Origin of the sequence: Streptohalobacillus salinus (genome assembly GCF_003201605.1) — a bacterium.
Lineage (GTDB): Bacteria > Bacillota > Bacilli > Bacillales > Amphibacillaceae > Streptohalobacillus > Streptohalobacillus salinus.
In genome coordinates, this window is sequence record NZ_QJJR01000006.1 from 84,096 (window position 1) to 103,363 (window position 19,268).

Consider the following 19,268-nt stretch of genomic DNA (forward strand, 5'->3'; position numbering starts at 1 on the left):
CTCAATAGTGCGAACGGTCTTTCCACCTCCTATGTGAGCGTGTTATGACCTTCTAAGACAGAAATTTCTTTCTTTGCTTAACGCGAGACCTGTTACCAGCCACACAAAAAGCAGGGATGAACAACGCATATATGTTGTTCATCCCTGCTTTTTTATACTAATGTTTGAAACCAATATCTGTGCGATAAAAGAAAGCATCAGATTGGTTAAATATTTTCAAGTAATCATTAACCGCTTGTTGGGCTTGCTCAGGGGTCGCTTTAACAGAGCCCACAAGTAGCACACGTCCACCGTTCGAGACGATTGCATTTCCATCTCTTTTCGTTCCTGCATGAATCACATAACTGTCCGCATCATTCGTTAACTCAGGTAAAGCAATCCCCGTTTGATAATTACCTGGATAGCCTTGCGCTGCAACAACCGTTCCAATCGCATAGCCTTGTTTCCAGCGTAAGTTAGGATCTTCACCAGCAGCTAACTTGATGATAACTTCCATCAAATCATTTTCAAGCAGAGGCAATACAACTTGCGTTTCAGGGTCACCAAGACGAGCATTAAACTCGATAACCTTCACGCCATCTTCAGTATCAATAAGGCCTGCATAAAGTACGCCAGAATACGGACGTCCTTCTTCAACCATTGCTTTTGCAACCGGTTTTAGTACCGATTCAACAGTGAAGTTGATTTTTGCCTCACTTAAATCATCAAGAGGGGCATAAGCACCCATTCCCCCGGTATTTGGTCCCTGATCACCATCAAAAGCACGCTTATGGTCACGTGCCGGGATCATCGGGTACACATTTTCCCCTTCCACAAAGGCAAATAACGAAAACTCTTCCCCGGCTAAATATTCCTCAATTACGACACGGGCACCAGCAGCACCAAATTGATGATCGATAAGCATCTCGTCAACAGCCGTATGGGCCTCTTGTTCACACATCGCCACAACTACACCTTTACCAGCTGCTAGGCCATCGGCTTTCACTACAATCGGTGCCCCGCGTTCCTTAATATAAGCATGCGCTTTATCTACATCAGTGAACGTTTGATAATCTGCTGAAGGTATCTGGTATTTTTTCATTAACGCTTTGGTGAAATCTTTGCTACCTTCAATGATTGCCGCTTCCTTTGTTGGTCCAAAGATAGCCAAACCAGCGGCCTTGAATTGATTAACAATCCCTTTAGCTAGCGGTACTTCCGGACCAACAATGGTCCAGTCAATCGCTTCACTTTTAGCAAATGCTAAAAGGTCAGAAATCGCATCATCCTTAATAGCAACACACGTTGCTTCATGTTCAATTCCTGCATTACCAGGCGCTGCGAAAACCTGACTAACCTTAGCTGATTGATTTAACTTTTTCACAAGCATATGTTCACGGCCACCACTGCCGACTACGAGTACTTTCATCTAAACTACCGCCTCATCTTTAATAGATTAGTGTTTGAAGTGACGCATCGCTGTCATCACCATTGCAATCCCGAGCTTATTACACGCGTCAATTGAATCTTGGTCGCGTTTTGAACCACCCGGTTGAATAATTGCTTTAATACCTGCTTTCGCAGCATTTTCAACCGTATCTGGCATAGGGAAGAAGGCATCAGAAGCGAGCACAGCATCTGTTGCTTGATCTTTTGCTTGATCAAAAGCAATTTGGGCAGCGCCTACGCGGTTCATTTGCCCAGCGCCTACACCAACCGTTTGATCACCTTTTGCAACAACAATCGCATTCGATTTTACGTGTTTAACAACTTTCCAAGCAAATAACAAACTTTCAAGTTCTGCTTCTGTCGGTTTTCGATCTGTCGCAACAGTAAGCATATCTTCTGTTACCATCCCCTCATCACGGTCCTGAATCAGCAATCCACCTAAAACACTGACAACCTTCTTCTTGTCACTTGAATGACGCTCCATATCTGTCTCAAGCAAGCGTAGGTTTGGCTTTTCAGTAAGAATGGCCAAGGCACCTTCACTAAAACTTGGTGCAATGACAATTTCTAAGAAGATCTCTTTTAGCTGCTTTGCTGTTGCTTCATTAACTTCACGATTAAGTGCCACGATTCCACCAAAAATTGAAATTGGATCACCCGCATAAGCTTTACTAAATGCTGCTTCAATCGTGTCACCCATGCCGACGCCACATGGATTCATATGTTTAACTGCAACCGCCGCTGGCTTTTCTGGGAATTCTAAGACAATCTCAAGCGCAGCATTCGCATCTTGGATGTTATTATACGATAACGCTTTACCATTTAATTGTTTACAGTTCGCAAGTGAAGCCCCTTTAACATTAGGCGCCTTGTAGAAAGCTGCTTGTTGGTGTGGGTTCTCACCATAACGAAGCACTTCTTGCCGCTCGTAGGTTAGCGATAATGTTTCTGGGTTTTCAAGCTTGGTTTGTTCAATAAAGTATTGAGCTATTAAACCATCATAATGGGCCGTATGACGAAAAACTTTTGCGGCTAGTGTTTTTCGGAAATCAAAACTTGCACCGTTGTTCAATTGCTTCAGCACCTCATCGTAATCACTCGGATCTACTACCACGGTTACGTCACGAAAGTTTTTAGCTGCTGAGCGTAACATTGTTGGTCCACCAATATCGATGTTTTCAATGGCTTCTGCTTCTGAAACACCTTCTTTTTGAATCGTTTCTTTAAATGGATATAAGTTCACAACAACGATATCAATATAGTGAATGCCTCGGGCTTTTAACTGTTCGGTGTGACTGTCATCGTCGCGTCTAGCAAGTAAGCCAGCATGAATGATCGGATGAAGCGATTTAACACGACCATCTAGAATCTCATCTGAACCGGTTACTTCTGAAACAGCCAGTGCTTTTAGTCCACCATCACGCAGCGCTTTTAGTGTACCGCCCGTCGATATGAGTTCATACCCTAAGTCAATTAACCCTTTTGCAAATGGTACCAACTTTGATTTGTCTGAAACACTTAATAATGCACGTTTTTTCAAGAAAAATCCCCCTTAGTTATTAATGTTTGAATCGTTTCTGGATAGAGTTTATGTTCCACTTGTTGAATGTTTGTTTGTAACATGGCTCTCGTATCAGCATCATCAATCGCTACACACGCTTGCGCGATGATTCGACCAGTGTCCATCCCCGCGTCAACATAATGAATCGTCACGCCGGTAATTTTTACCCCAGCTTCAAATGCTTGCCCGATTGCATCAAGACCTTTAAAACTCGGTAATAATGATGGATGAATGTTGATGATACGCCCTTCAAATGCATGAAGCAAGGTCGGACCAATCAAGCGCATGTACCCAGCAAGAATAATCCCCTCGACAGCTTTTATATGTAACGCTTCAACAATTTTTGATTCAAATGCTGCTTTATTAGTAAAAGCTTTCGGATCAAAGACAAATGTCTCCACCCCAAAAGCTTTAGCTTTATCTAATACTAACGCATTCGCTTGATCAGAGACAACAAGAACTACTTCTGCATCAAGTTCACCCTGTTCAATCGCTGCTTGTATCGCTACAAAGTTACTACCTGTCCCAGAAGCAAAGACGGCAAGTTTTGTTTTAGCCTTCAACTAGAGTCACTCCTTCTGAGCTGGTTACCTCACCAATGACATACGCCTCTTCGCCTAAATCCTTTAAAACATCTAGAACCAGCGTCGTTTCATGAGGGGCAACCATGACAGCCATCCCAATGCCCATATTAAAGACACCTAAAAAATCTTCAAACGTCTGGTTCGTTTGTTTTTCAAGATACTCAAAAATAGGTAGGCGTGGCCAACTATTTTTTGTAATAGCTACACCTAATCCGTTTGGTATTGCGCGCGGTAAGTTCTCATAGAAGCCACCACCGGTGATATGACTTAATCCTTTGATATCAACCTGTGTTTTTAAGGTTTGAATTGCTTTGACATAAATTTTTGTCGGCTCAAGTAACGCTTCACCTAATGTCTGCCCTAGTTCATCAACGTGGGTGGTTAAAGACAAATGTTGATCAGCAATAATCTTCCGTACTAGTGAAAAACCATTTGAATGGACACCGCTGGATGTCATGCCAATAATCACATCCCCCGCTTCAATCGTATTACCTGTAATTAGGTCTGGCTTATTGCCAATTCCGACGGTAAAACCAGCAAGGTCATACTCACCGGTTTGGTACATCCCTGGCATTTCCGCCGTTTCACCACCAATTAAGGCAGCCCCACTTTGAACACATCCATCTGCAATCCCTTTGACAATCTGTTCAATCTTTTCTGGTTCATTTTTTCCACAAGCAATATAATCAAGGAAAAAGAGCGGGTCAGCGCCTTGACTAATTACGTCGTTCACACACATAGCCACTAGGTCAATTCCGACGGTATCATGGCGATCCAGTTCAAAAGCAAGCTTTAACTTTGTTCCAACGCCATCTGTGCCAGAAACAAGGACGGGCTCATCATAACGAAAGGCTGAAAGATCAAAGAGTCCTGCGAAAGCGCCAACGCCTCCGAGCACTTCAGCACGATTGGTACGGTTAATATGTTTCTTCATTCGTTCGACTGCTTCATAGCCCGCATGGACATCCACACCCGCTTCTTTATAAATATCGCTCATTTAATATGCCCCCTCTTATGCTTTATAAACCGGATTTACAGTATCAGGATAAATCTCTGTTGGGTACTTGCCGGTAAAACAGGCGTTACAAACACCGTGCGTTTGTTCATCGCCTTGAACAACAGATGATTCCAATCCTTCAACGGATAAGAAAGCTAAAGAATCGGCACCAATTTGTTCTCGCATTTCTTCAACTGAGTAATTCGCGGCAATTAACTCCCCCTTGGTTGACGTATCAATCCCGTAGTAACAAGGATTAACAATCGGTGGTGAAGCAATTCTGACATGGACTTCTTTGGCGCCTGCTTCTTTTAATAGCGTAACAATACGACGACTCGTGGTTCCACGTACAATCGAATCATCTACCATCACGACGCGTTTTCCTTCGACAATACCACGGACAGGTGAGAGTTTCATTTTCACCCCTTGTTCACGTAGTTCTTGTGAGGGTTGAATAAACGTTCGACCGACGTAGCGATTTTTCACTAACCCAATTTCATAAGGAATTCCCGTTGCCTCTGAGTAGCCAATTGCAGCTGAAATGCTGGAATCAGGTACACCTGTAACAATATCAGCCTCTACGTTGGCTTCTTTTGCTAATTGTTTTCCCATGACTTTTCGACTGGCATGAACATTTAAACCATTGATGTTGCTATCAGGTCTTGAAAAATAGACATATTCCATCGAACAAAGTTTACGTCCGATTTCTGAACTGAAGCGACTTGAACGCAAGCCGTCCTTATCGATCACAATCAATTCCCCTGGTTTAACTTCACGCTCGTAGGTAGCGCCAATTAAATCAAAAGCACACGTTTCACTAGCAACAACATAAGCATCACCTAATCTTCCAAGTGACAGTGGGCGTAACCCACGTGGGTCAAGCGCAACAAATAATTGATCTTCAGTTAGAATTGTGAAGGCATAAGCACCTTTAATCATACCGAGCGCTTGTTTAATCGCTTCTTCAAGATCTAAGTGACCACTACGTTTAATTAAATGCGCAACCACTTCCGTATCAGAGGTTGTCGATAAGATACTTCCTTGTGCTTCAAGTTGTGACTTTAAAGCAAAGGCATTGACTAAGTTACCATTATGACAAAGCGCCATGCTTGATTTTTGCGAACGAAAGACAAGCGGTTGAACGTTCTCAAAGCCACCGCCACCTTGGGTTGCATAACGAACGTGTCCGATTGCACTACTCCCCACCAAACCTTTTACCTGACCTTCCTCAAACACTTCATTGATCAAGCCGGTGCCTTTATGCAAGTGTAATTCCTCGCCATCACTCGTAACAATGCCAGCACCTTCTTGCCCGCGGTGCTGAAGCGCATGTAAACCATAATAAGTCATTTCTGCTGCCTTTTTATGACCAAAGATACCAAAGACACCACATTCTTCATTTAAGCCTTTGATTTCAGTAAGCATGGAATAGCTCCTTTCCAAAGCGTTTCTAATGCTTGTACAGGTTCTGTTATAACTGCTTCCTTATTGACAGTCACACGTAACACACCGTTTTCTGTGACATGGCCGATCACGGTGGCATCTTCAATTAATGCTTCAACCTCAGCAACATCAGCTGGATCGACACTAATCACATAACGAGACTGCGTTTCACTGAATAACACCGTATTAACATCTCCCGATAAATCAACGGTTGCACCTAGGGTTGGTTGGTTAAAAAGGGACTCGGCAATCGCAACACTAAAACCCCCTTCGGATACATCGTGCGCTGACTTCACCAAACCCACTTGAATTGCTTTTAATAACGCATCTCCACGTTTACGTTCAAGATCAAGATCGATTGAAGGGGCATGACCAAAGTATTCATGCTCTAAAATATTTTGTAATTCACTTCCAGCGAATTCTGGCTTTGCTTCACCGATCATTAAAATAACATCCCCTGCTGCTTTAAAGTGCGAGGTGGTTATGTCTTTTGTTTTCGCATGCAACCCAACCATCCCAACGATTGGAGTTGGGAAAATTGCTTGACCTTGCGATTCATTGTAAAGTGAAACATTTCCACTAATTACTGGCGTATCAAGCGCTAGGCAAGCTGCTGACATGCCTTCAACACTTTTCTCCATTTGCCAGAAATTTTCCGGCTTATCGGGGTTACCAAAGTTTAAGCCATCAGTAATTGCCAACGGTTTAGCACCAGAGGCGTAAATATTTCGAGCCGCTTCAGCAACCGCAATCTTTCCACCTGTTTCCGGATCTAAATAAATATATCGGGAATTGCAATCCGTTGTTATGGCAATCGCTTTATCATAATCACGAATCCGAATCACCGCTGCATCCGACCCCGGGCTCACCACTGTATTGGCTTGGACCATTGAATCATATTGATCATACACATATTCTTTACTCGCAATCGTTGGTTGCTGCAGCAATTGTTTAAACGTTTCAGCCACATCTTCAACATCAGGCTGATAAGTTTTCATTTGTTGGAAAGCCTCATAGTAAGCAGGAACTTTTGACGGTTTATAGTAGACCGGTGCATCTTCAGCAAGTGAATCAACCGGGATATCACAGACAACCTCACCATGGTGAATGAGCCTAAACTGCTTATCGTCGGTTACTTTCCCAACCGCTACAGCTTCTAAACTATACTTTTTAAAAATATCGACAATTTCTTGCTCACGGCCTTTTTCGACGACGAGTAACATCCGTTCTTGTGATTCGGACAACATCATTTCATATGCAGTCATATTTGCTTCACGTTGCGGGATTAAGTTCATATTCATTTCCATTCCCATGCCCGCTTTACTCGCCATTTCAGAAGCTGATGAGGTTAAACCAGCCGCTCCCATATCTTGCATGCCAACTAACGCATCACAATGAATAGCCTCAAGACAAGCTTCAATGAGTAGTTTTTCCATAAATGGGTCACCGACCTGTACATTTGAGCGGCGATTTTCAGAGTCTTCTGTTAAATCCTCAGAAGCGAAGGTTGCACCGTGAATCCCGTCACGTCCTGTTTTTGATCCGACATATAACACCGTATTGCCTAATCCTTTAGCTACCCCTTGTTGAATATCCTTTCTATCAATCAAGCCGACAGCCATCGCATTCACAAGTGGATTGCCTTCATAACACGCATCAAACTGAACTTCTCCACCGACTGTTGGCACGCCAACACAGTTCCCGTAGCCACTGATCCCGTGGACAACTTCTTCAAACAAATATTTAACACGACCCGATGTTAGCGGACCAAACCGTAATGAATTCAGTGAGGCAATCGGACGTGCACCCATCGAAAAGATATCTCGAATAATCCCACCGACACCGGTAGCAGCTCCTTGGTAAGGCTCGACCGCTGATGGGTGATTATGACTTTCTATTTTAAAGACAATCCCTTGATCGTCTCCGATATCAATAATACCAGCTCCTTCACCCGGGCCTTGTATGACCTGTGGACCTTCAGTAGGAAACTTGCGCAAGAGTGGTTTTGACGTTTTATAACTACAATGCTCAGACCACATTACTGAAAAAATACCTGTTTCGGTGTAATTAGGTTGACGACCTAAAATCTTTTTAACCGATTGATACTCTTCGTCAGTTAAGCCCATCTCTTGGTAAAGCTTTTCTTTCTCAATCACTTCCGGGCTAATTTCATGCGTTTGTAACATAGCTGTCCCTCCAATTTTTCACGAGTGATGTGAACATTTTCAAGCCGTCCATACTTCCGAGAATCGTTTCAGTCGCACGTTCTGGGTGGGGCATCATGCCAAGTACATTGCCGGCTTCATTAATAATACCGGCGATATCTGCCACTGAACCATTGGGATTATCTTTATAGGTGAACACGATTTGTTGATTGGTTTTCAATTGCGCTAACGTCTCATCATCACAGTAATAATTCCCTTCACCATGGGCAACTGGAATCGAAATTTCTTCATCCATTTGATAATCGCTCGTAAACTGTGTCTGATTATTTTTCACAACCAATGTTTCGTGATGACAAATAAATTTGAGTTTCTCATTACGGAGAAGCGCGCCTGGCAACAGTCCTGCTTCCAGCAAAATCTGAAAGCCATTACAGACACCAAGAATTGGTGTGCCACGTTCGGCTTCACGTTTTAAGGAATCAACAATTTTAGAAGTAGAGGCAATTGCCCCACAACGCAAGTAATCACCATAAGAAAAACCACCTGGGATAAGAATTGCATCATATCCACTCAAGTGACTGTCTTGATACCAGACAAGCTCAGCTTCTTCACCGAGTGCATCCTTAGCAGCATGGTACATATCTCGGTCACAGTTAGAACCCGGAAAAACGATCACAGCAAACCTCACGAGACGACACCTTCCTCGACATCATACGTGTAGTTTTCAATAACTGGGTTAGCTAATAACTTTTGGCACATCGCTTCAACTTCTGCTTTCACATCGACGGCATCGTCCATATACATTTCAATCAATTTACCGACACGTACTTCTTTAACGCCTTCGTAACCCAGTGTAGCTAAAGAGCCTTCAATGGCCTTTCCTTCCGGATCTAAAACGCCCTCTTTTAATGTGATATGAATGCTAACTTTTTTCATGATAATTCCTCCAACCGTGTCAGTATTTTTTGATAAACAGTAAGAATATCGCCCGTGCCTTGTCGAAATACATCTTTATCTAAATGCTCGTCTGTTGTTAAGTCAACCAAGCGACACGTATCCGGTGAAATTTCATCAGAGAGAATGATGTCACCATTTAGTAGGCGCCCAAATTCAATTTTAAAGTCAATCAGCTTTACATTGATTTGTTTGAAAAAATCAATCAAAGCCGCATTAATCTTTAGCGCTGCTTCTTTGATAAAAGAAAGTTCTACACTATTGACATCCATCAACAGCTGCGCATGTTGATCATTGATCAACGGATCATTTAGCGCATCATTTTTATAAAACCACTCAACAAGTGGTGGATCAAATGCTGTTCCTTCCTTTATGCCTAACCGCTTTTCAAGTGTATAACTTGCTTGATTTCTGACTACCACTTCAAGCGGGATTATTTCTGTCTGGTACACTTTTTGCTCCGTATCATTTAAGGTTTCAATAAAGTGATGACGAATTCCCACTTTTGTCAAGGCTTCGAATACATGGGCGGTAATTAAATTATTAAACCGCCCCTTCCCTTGAAAGACTTCTTTTTTCTGACCATTAAATGCCGTTGCATCATCTTTATAACTTAAAATTAATTCCCCGTCTGTCTCTGTTTTATATACACGTTTCGCTTTACCTTCATACATTAACTCACGCATCAAAGCCACATCCCTTATGTTTTGATTTATTCCGTTAAGCCAATCCGATCAAAGATTTGATCGACATTTTTCAAGTGATACGTATAATCAAAGCAGTCATCAATTTGTTCACGAGAAAGTAAATGGGTGATCTTGCTTTCTTGCTCAACCAATGATTTAAAGTGCACACCTGTTTCCCATGCTTTCATTGCATTCGGTTGAACCAAATCATACGCTTCTTCACGACTCATGCCTTCGTCAATCAAGGAAAGCAATACACGTTGAGAGAAAATCACACCGAAGGTGCGGTCAATGTTGCGCTTCATATTATCGTCAAATACAGTCAGGTTCTTCACAATGTTACTAAAACGATTCAGCATATAATTCAAGGTAATTGTCGCATCAGGTAATATGACACGTTCTGCAGATGAGTGTGAGATATCACGTTCGTGCCACAAACTCACATTTTCATAAGCTGTTAACATATACCCACGCATCAACCGACTCATTCCCGTCATGTTTTCTGAGCCGATTGGATTCCGTTTATGCGGCATTGCTGATGATCCTTTTTGTCCTTTGTTGAAAAACTCTTCCACTTCACGGGTTTCTGTTTTCTGCAAACCGCGAATTTCCGTAGCGAACTTTTCAATCGATGTCGCTACTAAACTAAGGGTCGCCATATACTGGGCGTGACGGTCACGCTGCAACGTTTGCGTTGAAACAGGCGCAGGGCTTAAGCCAAGTTTCTCACAGACGTATTGTTCAACAAAAGGATCAATGTTGGCATATGTCCCAACAGCGCCTGAAAGCTTACCAAATTCAACATTGACACAAGCCGCATCAAAACGTGTTAAATTCCGTTTCATTTCTTCATACCATAGCGCCATTTTCAAGCCGAACGTGGTCGGTTCAGCGTGAACACCATGGGTACGCCCCATCATCACGGTATGTTTATGCTCAATCGCTTTTTCTTTTAAAATCTCAATAAAATTAACAATATCTTTTCGAATAATAACGTTTGCTTGCTTGATTAAGAAAGAAAGCGCCGTGTCAACAACATCTGTTGATGTTAAACCATAATGAACCCATTTCTTTTCCTCACCTAATGTTTCAGATACACTTCGCGTAAAGGCAACGACATCATGACGCGTTTCTTGTTCAATCTCAAGAATACGATCAATATCAAACGTTGCGTTCGCTCTAATTTTTTCCACGTCCTCTTTTGGAATAACGCCCAGTTCACTCCATGCTTCACAGGCTAATATTTCAACTTCTAGCCACGCTTGATAGCGGTTTTCATCTGTCCAAATCTTACCCATTTCTTCTCTGGTATAACGTTCAATCATAATTAAGTCCTCCTCAGGTTGCTTGTCTATCTCTATATTATATTTCAACTTATCAAAATCAAAGGTTTACTTCTAGCCGAACTCAACCTATATATTTAACTTCCGCCGTTTTTCAGCTAATTCTGTTGGTGTCTTAGCGACTAAGGTCAAGTGACCAACCTTTCGTTTCGGTTTAATCGCGTCTTTACCATACATATGAATATGTGCATCGGTCAATCTGCTTGGGTCAGTAAAAAAGTCGGCCAAGTTATCACCGAGCAAATTAACCATGATACTCGCCCCGTGAAAATACACGGGCAACAAAGGCAACCCACAAATCGCGCGAATATGTTGCTCAAACTGACTGACATTACAAGCTTCAATCGTGTAATGACCAGAGTTATGTGGTCGCGGAGCCAGTTCATTGACATAAATCGCTTCACCTTTAACAAATAGTTCAAGTGTAAAGGTGCCAACGACCCCAATAACTGCCGCAATCTCTTTTGCTGCTTGGATTGCTCGTTCACGTACCGTTTCACTTACGGCTGCCGGAACCGTGGTCGTATGAAGAATGTGATCTCGATGCACATTCTCACCAACCGGAAAAACAGCGAGTTCGCCTGTTTGACTTCTTGTGAACACAACGGATAGTTCACAATCAAATGCAACAAACGCTTCATAAATTAAACGGCCATGGCTTTTCAACAAGGCCATGACATCACTTAGACCAGACGCATCGATCAGTTTTACTTGGCCTTTACCGTCATAACCACCACGACACGTTTTGACAACAGCTGGATAACCAATTGTTCGAATGGCTTCGGATAAGGATGCTTCATCTGTGACAATTTGAAACGGACTAACCGGTTGATTTGCTTCTTGCATCGCTTGTTTTTCTCGTTCACGGTCCTGAGTAATTGCAAGTGCTTGCGTGCCTTGGGGTAACAGTCCTAAATCAAATAAATACTTCGCTGCCTCAAGATCAACATTTTCAAATTCATAGGTGACAACATCTACTTTTTCAGCCAAGCGCTTTACCGCCTCTAAATCATCATAATCAGCAATGATTTGTTCATCCGCTATCTGTGCCGCCGGGCAATTAGGGGTGGGATCGAGCACAATCAGTGAATAACCCATGTGCCGAGCCGTTGTCGCCATCATTCGGCCAAGCTGACCTCCACCGATGATGCCGATTGTATTCCCATAGATAAAACTATTTTTCATTGAGTTCTTCCCTCATTTCATGAACTGCTTGTTTCATTGTCGCTTGGTAACTTATTAAACGTTCTGTTAATTGATCGTCTTGTGTCGCTAAGATTTGCGTAGCTAAGATTCCCGCATTCTTCGCACCCGCTGATCCAATCGCAACGGTCGCAACAGGAACGCCACCAGGCATCTGTACGATGGAAAGAAGTGAATCAAGGCCATTCAACGCACGCGACTGCACAGGGACACCAATCACCGGAAGCGTCGTTTTACTCGCAACCATACCTGGTAAATGCGCAGCACCACCTGCACCAGCAATAATCACTTTTAACCCTCGTTTGCGTGCCGATTCTGCATACGTAAACATGTCTTCAGGTGTCCGATGTGCTGAAATAACCTCTTTCTCATAAGTCACACCTAAGTCATCAAGTACTAAACACGTTGCGTGCATGGTATCCCAATCAGAAATACTTCCCATAATAACACCTACATCAACCATGTTACCCCTCTTTTCCTTCAGCAATTAAAAAGCACCTCTTTATCTTCAGTCGTTAAAAAACGAGAGAAGATGAAGAGGTGCCTGACGTCAAATCTATCGACGGTAAACATCACTTCACTAACCTTTAAACGCGTTAAAGATTAATCAAATGATATTTTCATCTTCCCTCATAGTCCGTCATTTACGGTAACGGGTAGAAACTTTTGAGCCGTATTCTCAAATTATACGAGGAAATTTATATTTATGTTTCATGTGTTTAAGTGCATTCTTATCATAACAACAGACCACGTGTTAGTCAATAAAAAATCGAACAATAAATTAAATTAATAATCTATTGTTCGTCTTTAATTCGAATCGCTTCAAATATAATCATTTGTTCGACGACTTCAGTCGTAATTTGTCCATTTTCTGTTATTTCTTCAAAAACAGGTTGCTCCATCCGTTTGACCGGCGTATAACCAGCTGCTTTAATTCGATCTAAACATGCATCAATGGATTCATTCGTCTCTTTTGTGAAGCGTTCTTTCTTTCGTGTCGGCGTCTGCGATGCTTTCTGCTGTTGATTCTTCAACCGGTTCTTCTTGGTATTCTTCTTCTGCACTGCGTTTAATCTTCCCTTTCTTCACTTGTTTGACCCAGAAACCACCATTAATAGATTTCGGCTCATACGAAATAATAAAAGCTTTCGGGTCAATGTTTTTGATTAGTTCATAAAGGTTAAGTTCATACTTTCGCGGGGTAAGTATTTGCATCGATAAGCGATCACCATCCATACCATAGGCATACCAACTGGTCACGCCGTAGCCACGATCGCGTAATTGCTTGGTAAAAGTTAAGTCCGGATCTGAAGAGATCACATTAACGGTAATGTAACCAAGCGCCAACCGTTCTTCAATCTTCGAACCAACAATTACACCAATTCCGTACCCAAGACCATAAGCAAGTAAATTCTCAATCCGATCTAAATTATCAAGAACTAAACCTAAACCGAGTGTATAAACCATAATTTCTACGGTACCGATTGCTGCTGCTATATATTTCTGACCTTTTAATGTAAGAATGGTCCGTATTGTTGCGAATGACACATAAACAATGTTAATCGCAAGAATAATCAAAATCATGGTTATTGCATTATCTAACATAATTGAAAAACCTCCTAGCTAATATTGTATATTACCGTTAAGAGATTTTCCAATTAAACTTCTTATCTTAAGCAAATAAATGGTTGTTAGGGGACTTATGCTGAAAACACACCGTTTCGCTAGGACTAGCGAAACGGTGTGTTAAGTTAATGATCAAGCTCTGCACTTAGATTAGCTTAAGAAAATTAAGAACAATACGAAGATAACTGATAATGCCCACATAAGACCTGGAATCTCTTTTGCACGTCCACGTGCCGCCATTGTAATTGGATAAAAGGTAAAACCTACGGCAATTCCCGTCGCAATACTGTAAGCAAGTGGCATCATAATAATCGTTAGGAATGCTGGTACAGCAACTTCGATTTTATCCCATTCAATTTCTTTCAATGTTGACACCATCATGACCCCAACAATGATTAGGGCTGGTGCTGTTACAGCTCCGGTCACGACACTAAGGAGTGGTGAGAAGAATAGCGCAAGTGCAAAGAATAGCGCTGTAAAGACCGATGTTAAACCAGAACGCCCACCTGCACCAACACCTGCTGCTGACTCAACATATGACGTTGTTGTTGATGTTCCTAAAATTGCCCCTGAAACTGTCGCAACCGAATCAGATAGTAACGCACGACCTGCACGTGGTAATTCATTGTTACGCATTAAGCCTGCTTTTTCTGCAACCGCAACAAGTGTACCTGCTGTATCGAAAAAGTCAACGAATAAGAAGGTTAAAATTACACCGAGCATTTGTAACGTGAAGACATCTCCGAAGTTAGTGAATGCTTGACCAAATGTTGGTGCAATTGATGGTACCGAACCAAAGACTGCCGAAGGTAAGTCAATCAGACCAAAGACAATCCCTGCAACTGCAGTGATAACCATTCCGTAAAAGACCCCACCACCAACTTTTAGGGCGATGAGAACAACTGTCACAACAAGTCCAAAGATAGCAAGAGCTGTATTACCGTTCGTGAAATCACCTAACGTAACAAGTGTTGCTGGATCAGCGACAATAATACCGGCATTTTGAAAACCAATAAAAGCGATGAATAAACCAATACCACTACCAACCGCTAATTTTAATGTTGCTGGAATGCTATTGATGATTTTTTCACGAACACCTGATAATGTTAATACAATAAAGACGAGACCCGATACTAAAACCCCACTTAATGCAGTTTCCCACGCAATACCATATGTACCGACAACCGTAAATGCGAAGAATGCGTTAAGTCCCATACCTGGTGCTAAAGCAATCGGGTATTTTGCAAACAAGCCCATAACAAGTGTACCAATCACAGCTGAGAGTGCTGTTGCTACATATACAGCATCTGGGTCCATGCCCGCCGCTGCCAACATGTCTGGATTGACGAATAAAATGTATGCCATTGCCAAGAAGGTCGTCAGACCCGCCATGAATTCTGTTCTTACGTTGGTACCTAACTCTTTTAGATTAAAATACTTTTCTAACATTAAAACTCTCCCCTTCTGTTTTTTCGTCGCTAATAAAAAACACACCCATAGATTAATATAATCTTGAGTGTGCGATCTTCATCAGAAGTAACGTTAATGAGAGAAGAATAAAATAAAATGCAAAATTGCAAGAATCCTTCATTAACTTCTGCGTAGACAGACCATTTACGGTGGTCGGTAGAAACTCATGAGCCCTATTCTCAAGATTATACGACGAAATATATTTTGTTTTGAATACAAAACTTATCATACAAGTTTATTCAGAAGGCGTCAAGAGCAAAAGCGAATATTTTTAAAAAAAGAGATACCCAACGTTCGGGTATCCCTTTCCTTTTACACATTCTAACAATCGATCAAAACCGAACGTTAGGCTTTATTCATTTGACTTTAATGCTTCAATCATGTCGACACCTTTTAGTTTACGGTGCATCAACCACATTACGAGCGTTGAAAAGACTAAAGTAAGTACGGCTGCATAAAGATAACTCGACCAATGTAAGCTTGGGTTAAACATCATGTTATCCATCGATGCGGTATCGAGCACAAAGATATGAAGCAGTCGGCCAAACAGAGCACCAACAACGATCCCCATTAACGTTAAAATAATGTTCTCTCGATAAATATACATCGTCACTTCATTATCGTAAAAACCTAAGACTTTGATCGTTGATAGCTCCCTAATCCGTTCCGAGACATTAATGTTAGTTAAATTGTAGAGCACAATAAAGGCCAGACCTGCTGCCGCAACAATTAGAACAATGACAACAATATTTAAACTTTCCATCGAATCTTCGAACAGATTGAGCATGGATTGGTTAAAGCTTACAGTAACCACGTAATCTTGATCACTCAAGGTATCAGCTAATGCTTGTTCAAAATCAGCATCATACGTATACGTTAATAACTCGGCATTGTATCCAATTGAGCCCGATGCCATCGTCTCTTGATAAACGTCTGGACTCATGTAGAGGTAATGGCCAGCATAATTTTCTATAATCGCACCCACCTCAACTTGATACTCAACATTATCTGGATCGGTGAAGGTTAGCTCATCACCCGGCTCGATATCAAAGAGTGTTGCAAGTTTTTCGGTCACAATTGCGCCTTCTTTATCCAATTGATAGCTTTCACTTGATAAACGGTTCTCAAGTTGCACAAAATCAGGTAATCGTTCTGGATTTTCAGGTACGAATAACGTTACGTTTTGCGTCGTCGTACCTGTCTCACTTACTTCAAGTGCTTCTTGATAAACAGATAAAGCTGATTCAATCGCTTCTTCATCATTGATTATCGACCGGTAAGCTGATTTACTCGACTCATCCGCTTCATTATCAAGTGCGACAACAGCTTCGTATTGCATCACTTTACCAAATTGCAAGTCAACAATACCTTCAACTGCCCCTTTTAGACCAAAGCCAGTAATAATTAACGCTGCACATCCGCTGATCCCAATTACAGTCATCAGCATGCGTTGTTTATAACGGAATAAATTACGGGCGGTGACTTTCTGCATGAAATTCATCCGGCGCCATAAAGGTGTAAGACGTTCGACTAAAATACGCTTCCCGCTTTTCGGTGCTTTTGGTCGCATTAATACAGCTGGATTACTCTTCAAATCTTGTCTTAAGACATACCAGGCAGTGATTAGACTTGAGAATAATGCAATTCCGATTGAAATTAAAGCAAATGACCAGTAAAAACCAAGCGCAAGTGGCGGTAGATCGTAAAGAATCTTATAGGCATTAAAGATGACCTTAGGAAGTAGAGTGTAACCTAGCACTAAGCCCAGGAGTGCACCAATCATGCTGGCTGATAATGCATACAGGTAATACTTCTTCTGTATGTCACGATCAGAATATCCGAGCGCTTTTAACGTCCCCATCTCAACACGCTGTTCTTCAATCATCCGTGTTACCGTTGTTAAGGTAACGAGTGCAGCAATTAAGAAGAAAACCACAGGGAAAATTGTGGCCAAGTCACTCATTCGTTCTGCGTTATCTTCATATTCAACGAGTTGGCCATTATCGTGGCGAACATTCACATAATAGGTCGGTGCCTCTAATGTTCGCAATTCTTCCTCAGCATCAGCGATTTCAGTACGCGCATCACTGATCTCTTCTTCTGCCTCAGCTCTTTCTTCATTAAAGGTGGCTAGACCTTCCTCATAATCAATCTCACCTTGCTCGATATCCGCCTCTGCTTCTTCAAGTTCGGCTACCGCCTGATCATACTCATACCAACCTTGGTCAAGTTCAGTACGCGCCTCCTCAAGCTCACGCTCGGTTTGAGCGACCTGACGATCTAATTGTTCTCTTCCGTTTTCTATCTCTTGTTTACCGGCCTCAATTTCCGCAAGATTTCCTTCTAATTGGTCCTGTTGATTCATTAATTCATTGCGTTGTTCAGTCACAGCTTCTAAATTTGTGCGAATCTCGCTTAATGCTTCATTTAGACCCGTTTCAGCACCTGAGATAAAGGTATTGATTTCCGCTTCTGTAACCTCATCAGCAAAGTACCCGGTAAGTAAATCTGATAGAGCCACTTCATTGTACACAACGGATGACGTCTCATTAATCCAATCTTGACGCATTTGTTCAGTTATTAAATCCTCAGGGACTTCATATAATTCACGAAGTTGCTGATCTAATGACCGTAGTGCATCACGTTCATCTAATAACGCTGTTTCTTGTTCAACTAAAGTAATGTAAGGCTCTTGTAGTTCACGCAGTCCTGCTTCAACTTCAGCTATGCCGTCCCTGACCGCTGTTTCATTTTCTGAAAGACGCGCAGCTTGCTGATCAAGTTCAGCACAGGCATCTGCAATTTCTTCTTCAAATGCCTGCACGCCAGCACGATAGTCTTGTTCAGCCTGATCAAGCTCTACATAAGCGTCCTCTAGTTCTTGTTGTCCCGCCTCTAGTTCACCGCGACCATCTTCGAGCTCGGCTTCTGCTTCAACGAGCTCTTGTTCAGCATCTAGAAGCTCTTGTTCTGCTGCTTCAATCTCAGCACGGGCATCTTCGAGCTCGCGTTGACCTTCCTCACGAATTTCATCAATACGACCGCTACCGGCCGCAATTAATTGGGGTTCATAGTCTTCCTTATAGCTAAGACTTAAATCTTTATACGTCTCACCATACATCGATAAATCCGCTAAACGATCAAAGGTAACAAATAAATCTGTGTAGACCTCCATTTGAAACGCATCTTCATTAACGACGGCAAAAGCATCAATCTGTCCACGTCCAATTGTTGTTTGACCTCTTGAATCATTGGTAATATAACGTGGACTTGTGACAAAGCCGACAACGGTAAAAGTTGATTCTGCGACAGATTCAGATAAATCCTCACTTGACTGACCACTATAAATTGAGACCTCGTCACCTAATTGATACCGGTGCGTCAGCACATCGTTATGATCAAGCGCAATTTCATCAGCTGCTTCTGGCAGTCGACCTTCATTGACTTCATACTGGTTTATGTGATTGTCTTCGGCATAGCTGATTAGCTTTACGACCAGTCGATCGACACCAAACAGCACATCTTTGCTGTAGCCTGCTTCATATCGGTCAACCGCCTCGTCTGCTTCAAATAAAGCAAGTTCTTCTTCATCAATACCGTAATTCGACTGTACATGCATATCATACAATTGCTGCTCCGTAAAATATTGATTTGCTGTTTTTAGCATGTTTGGTCCAGTGGCCTGTAAACCCGAGAAGAAGCCAACACCTAGAAGAATTAAGGTTAGGATAGAAAGGAAGCGTGCTTTTGATGAGGTGATTTCTCGCCAAATCAATTTGTGTAATGCTGTTTTTTTAGCCATGATTGC

The 19,268-nt window shown here is 42.1% G+C and carries 16 protein-coding genes and 2 riboswitches; all 16 genes read right to left on the bottom strand.

What is annotated here, in order from left to right:
* Positions 1-157 precede the first annotated feature (157 nt).
* Positions 158-1,408: a phosphoribosylamine--glycine ligase gene (gene purD, locus DES38_RS06895; RefSeq protein ID WP_110251377.1), complete on the bottom strand. Its 1,251-nt coding sequence runs from the start codon at positions 1,406-1,408 to the stop codon at positions 158-160.
* A 27-nt stretch (positions 1,409-1,435) separates the two neighbouring features.
* Positions 1,436-2,968 carry a bifunctional phosphoribosylaminoimidazolecarboxamide formyltransferase/IMP cyclohydrolase gene (gene purH / locus DES38_RS06900; protein ID WP_110251378.1) on the bottom strand — a complete coding sequence of 511 codons (1,533 nt, stop codon included), beginning with the start codon at positions 2,966-2,968 and terminating at the stop codon, positions 1,436-1,438.
* Positions 2,965-3,552 (bottom strand): phosphoribosylglycinamide formyltransferase, encoded by a 588-nt coding sequence (purN, locus tag DES38_RS06905; RefSeq protein WP_110251379.1) that lies wholly within the window; start codon positions 3,550-3,552, stop codon positions 2,965-2,967. The genes purH and purN overlap by 4 nt, the downstream gene beginning before the upstream one ends.
* The gene (purM, locus tag DES38_RS06910; RefSeq protein ID WP_110251380.1) at positions 3,542-4,570 is read right to left on the bottom strand and encodes a phosphoribosylformylglycinamidine cyclo-ligase; all 1,029 of its coding nucleotides are present in this window, start codon (positions 4,568-4,570) and stop codon (positions 3,542-3,544) included. The genes purN and purM overlap by 11 nt, the downstream gene beginning before the upstream one ends.
* A gap of 15 nt (positions 4,571-4,585) precedes the next feature.
* Positions 4,586-5,995, bottom strand: coding sequence for an amidophosphoribosyltransferase (gene purF / locus DES38_RS06915; protein ID WP_110251381.1), 1,410 nt, complete (start codon positions 5,993-5,995; stop codon positions 4,586-4,588).
* A complete protein-coding gene (gene purL / locus DES38_RS06920; protein ID WP_110251382.1) occupies positions 5,971-8,199 on the bottom strand; it encodes a phosphoribosylformylglycinamidine synthase subunit PurL in 2,229 nt (742 codons plus the stop codon). Before purL ends, purF begins: the two co-directional genes overlap by 25 nt.
* Complete coding sequence (gene purQ / locus DES38_RS06925; RefSeq protein ID WP_110251383.1) at positions 8,183-8,866, bottom strand: phosphoribosylformylglycinamidine synthase subunit PurQ; 684 nt, start codon at positions 8,864-8,866, stop codon at positions 8,183-8,185. Before purQ ends, purL begins: the two co-directional genes overlap by 17 nt.
* Positions 8,863-9,114, bottom strand: coding sequence for a phosphoribosylformylglycinamidine synthase subunit PurS (gene purS, locus DES38_RS06930; RefSeq protein WP_110251384.1), 252 nt, complete (start codon positions 9,112-9,114; stop codon positions 8,863-8,865). Before purS ends, purQ begins: the two co-directional genes overlap by 4 nt.
* Positions 9,111-9,821 carry a phosphoribosylaminoimidazolesuccinocarboxamide synthase gene (gene purC / locus DES38_RS06935; RefSeq protein WP_110251385.1) on the bottom strand — a complete coding sequence of 237 codons (711 nt, stop codon included), beginning with the start codon at positions 9,819-9,821 and terminating at the stop codon, positions 9,111-9,113. Before purC ends, purS begins: the two co-directional genes overlap by 4 nt.
* 23 nt (positions 9,822-9,844) lie before the next feature.
* Positions 9,845-11,143 (bottom strand): adenylosuccinate lyase, encoded by a 1,299-nt coding sequence (gene purB, locus DES38_RS06940; RefSeq protein WP_110251386.1) that lies wholly within the window; start codon positions 11,141-11,143, stop codon positions 9,845-9,847.
* Between the two features lie 87 nt (positions 11,144-11,230).
* The gene (gene purK / locus DES38_RS06945) at positions 11,231-12,346 is read right to left on the bottom strand and encodes a 5-(carboxyamino)imidazole ribonucleotide synthase (protein WP_110251387.1); all 1,116 of its coding nucleotides are present in this window, start codon (positions 12,344-12,346) and stop codon (positions 11,231-11,233) included.
* Complete coding sequence (purE, locus tag DES38_RS06950; protein WP_110251388.1) at positions 12,336-12,827, bottom strand: 5-(carboxyamino)imidazole ribonucleotide mutase; 492 nt, start codon at positions 12,825-12,827, stop codon at positions 12,336-12,338. Before purE ends, purK begins: the two co-directional genes overlap by 11 nt.
* A 150-nt stretch (positions 12,828-12,977) precedes the next feature.
* A riboswitch (purine riboswitch) is annotated at positions 12,978-13,076 on the bottom strand.
* 82 nt (positions 13,077-13,158) lie between these two features.
* Positions 13,159-13,398 (bottom strand): NETI motif-containing protein, encoded by a 240-nt coding sequence (locus tag DES38_RS06955; protein WP_110251389.1) that lies wholly within the window; start codon positions 13,396-13,398, stop codon positions 13,159-13,161.
* A complete protein-coding gene (locus tag DES38_RS06960; RefSeq protein ID WP_110251390.1) occupies positions 13,325-13,969 on the bottom strand; it encodes a DUF2179 domain-containing protein in 645 nt (214 codons plus the stop codon). Before DES38_RS06960 ends, DES38_RS06955 begins: the two co-directional genes overlap by 74 nt.
* 171 nt (positions 13,970-14,140) lie before the next feature.
* Positions 14,141-15,439 (bottom strand): NCS2 family permease, encoded by a 1,299-nt coding sequence (locus tag DES38_RS06965; protein ID WP_110251391.1) that lies wholly within the window; start codon positions 15,437-15,439, stop codon positions 14,141-14,143.
* A 133-nt stretch (positions 15,440-15,572) separates the two neighbouring features.
* A riboswitch (purine riboswitch) is annotated at positions 15,573-15,673 on the bottom strand.
* A 139-nt stretch (positions 15,674-15,812) separates the two neighbouring features.
* The gene (locus tag DES38_RS06970; protein ID WP_110251392.1) at positions 15,813-19,262 is read right to left on the bottom strand and encodes an FtsX-like permease family protein; all 3,450 of its coding nucleotides are present in this window, start codon (positions 19,260-19,262) and stop codon (positions 15,813-15,815) included.
* Positions 19,263-19,268: the final 6 nt, after the last annotated feature.

What these genes read in the sequence shown, in the direction of transcription:
- purD (WP_110251377.1), bottom strand. Translation starts at nt 1,408, where the DNA reads ATGAAAGTACTCGTAGTCGGCAGTGGTGGCCGTGAACATATGCTTGTG.
- purM (WP_110251380.1), bottom strand. Translation starts at nt 4,570, where the DNA reads ATGAGCGATATTTATAAAGAAGCGGGTGTGGATGTCCATGCGGGCTAT.
- purF (WP_110251381.1), bottom strand. Translation starts at nt 5,995, where the DNA reads ATGCTTACTGAAATCAAAGGCTTAAATGAAGAATGTGGTGTCTTTGGT.
- purL (WP_110251382.1), bottom strand. Translation starts at nt 8,199, where the DNA reads ATGTTACAAACGCATGAAATTAGCCCGGAAGTGATTGAGAAAGAAAAG.
- purS (WP_110251384.1), bottom strand. Translation starts at nt 9,114, where the DNA reads ATGAAAAAAGTTAGCATTCATATCACATTAAAAGAGGGCGTTTTAGAT.
- purB (WP_110251386.1), bottom strand. Translation starts at nt 11,143, where the DNA reads ATGATTGAACGTTATACCAGAGAAGAAATGGGTAAGATTTGGACAGAT.
- purK (WP_110251387.1), bottom strand. Translation starts at nt 12,346, where the DNA reads ATGAAAAATAGTTTTATCTATGGGAATACAATCGGCATCATCGGTGGA.
- purE (WP_110251388.1), bottom strand. Translation starts at nt 12,827, where the DNA reads ATGGTTGATGTAGGTGTTATTATGGGAAGTATTTCTGATTGGGATACC.
- DES38_RS06960 (WP_110251390.1), bottom strand. Translation starts at nt 13,969, where the DNA reads ATGTTAGATAATGCAATAACCATGATTTTGATTATTCTTGCGATTAAC.
- DES38_RS06965 (WP_110251391.1), bottom strand. Translation starts at nt 15,439, where the DNA reads ATGTTAGAAAAGTATTTTAATCTAAAAGAGTTAGGTACCAACGTAAGA.
- DES38_RS06970 (WP_110251392.1), bottom strand. Translation starts at nt 19,262, where the DNA reads ATGGCTAAAAAAACAGCATTACACAAATTGATTTGGCGAGAAATCACC.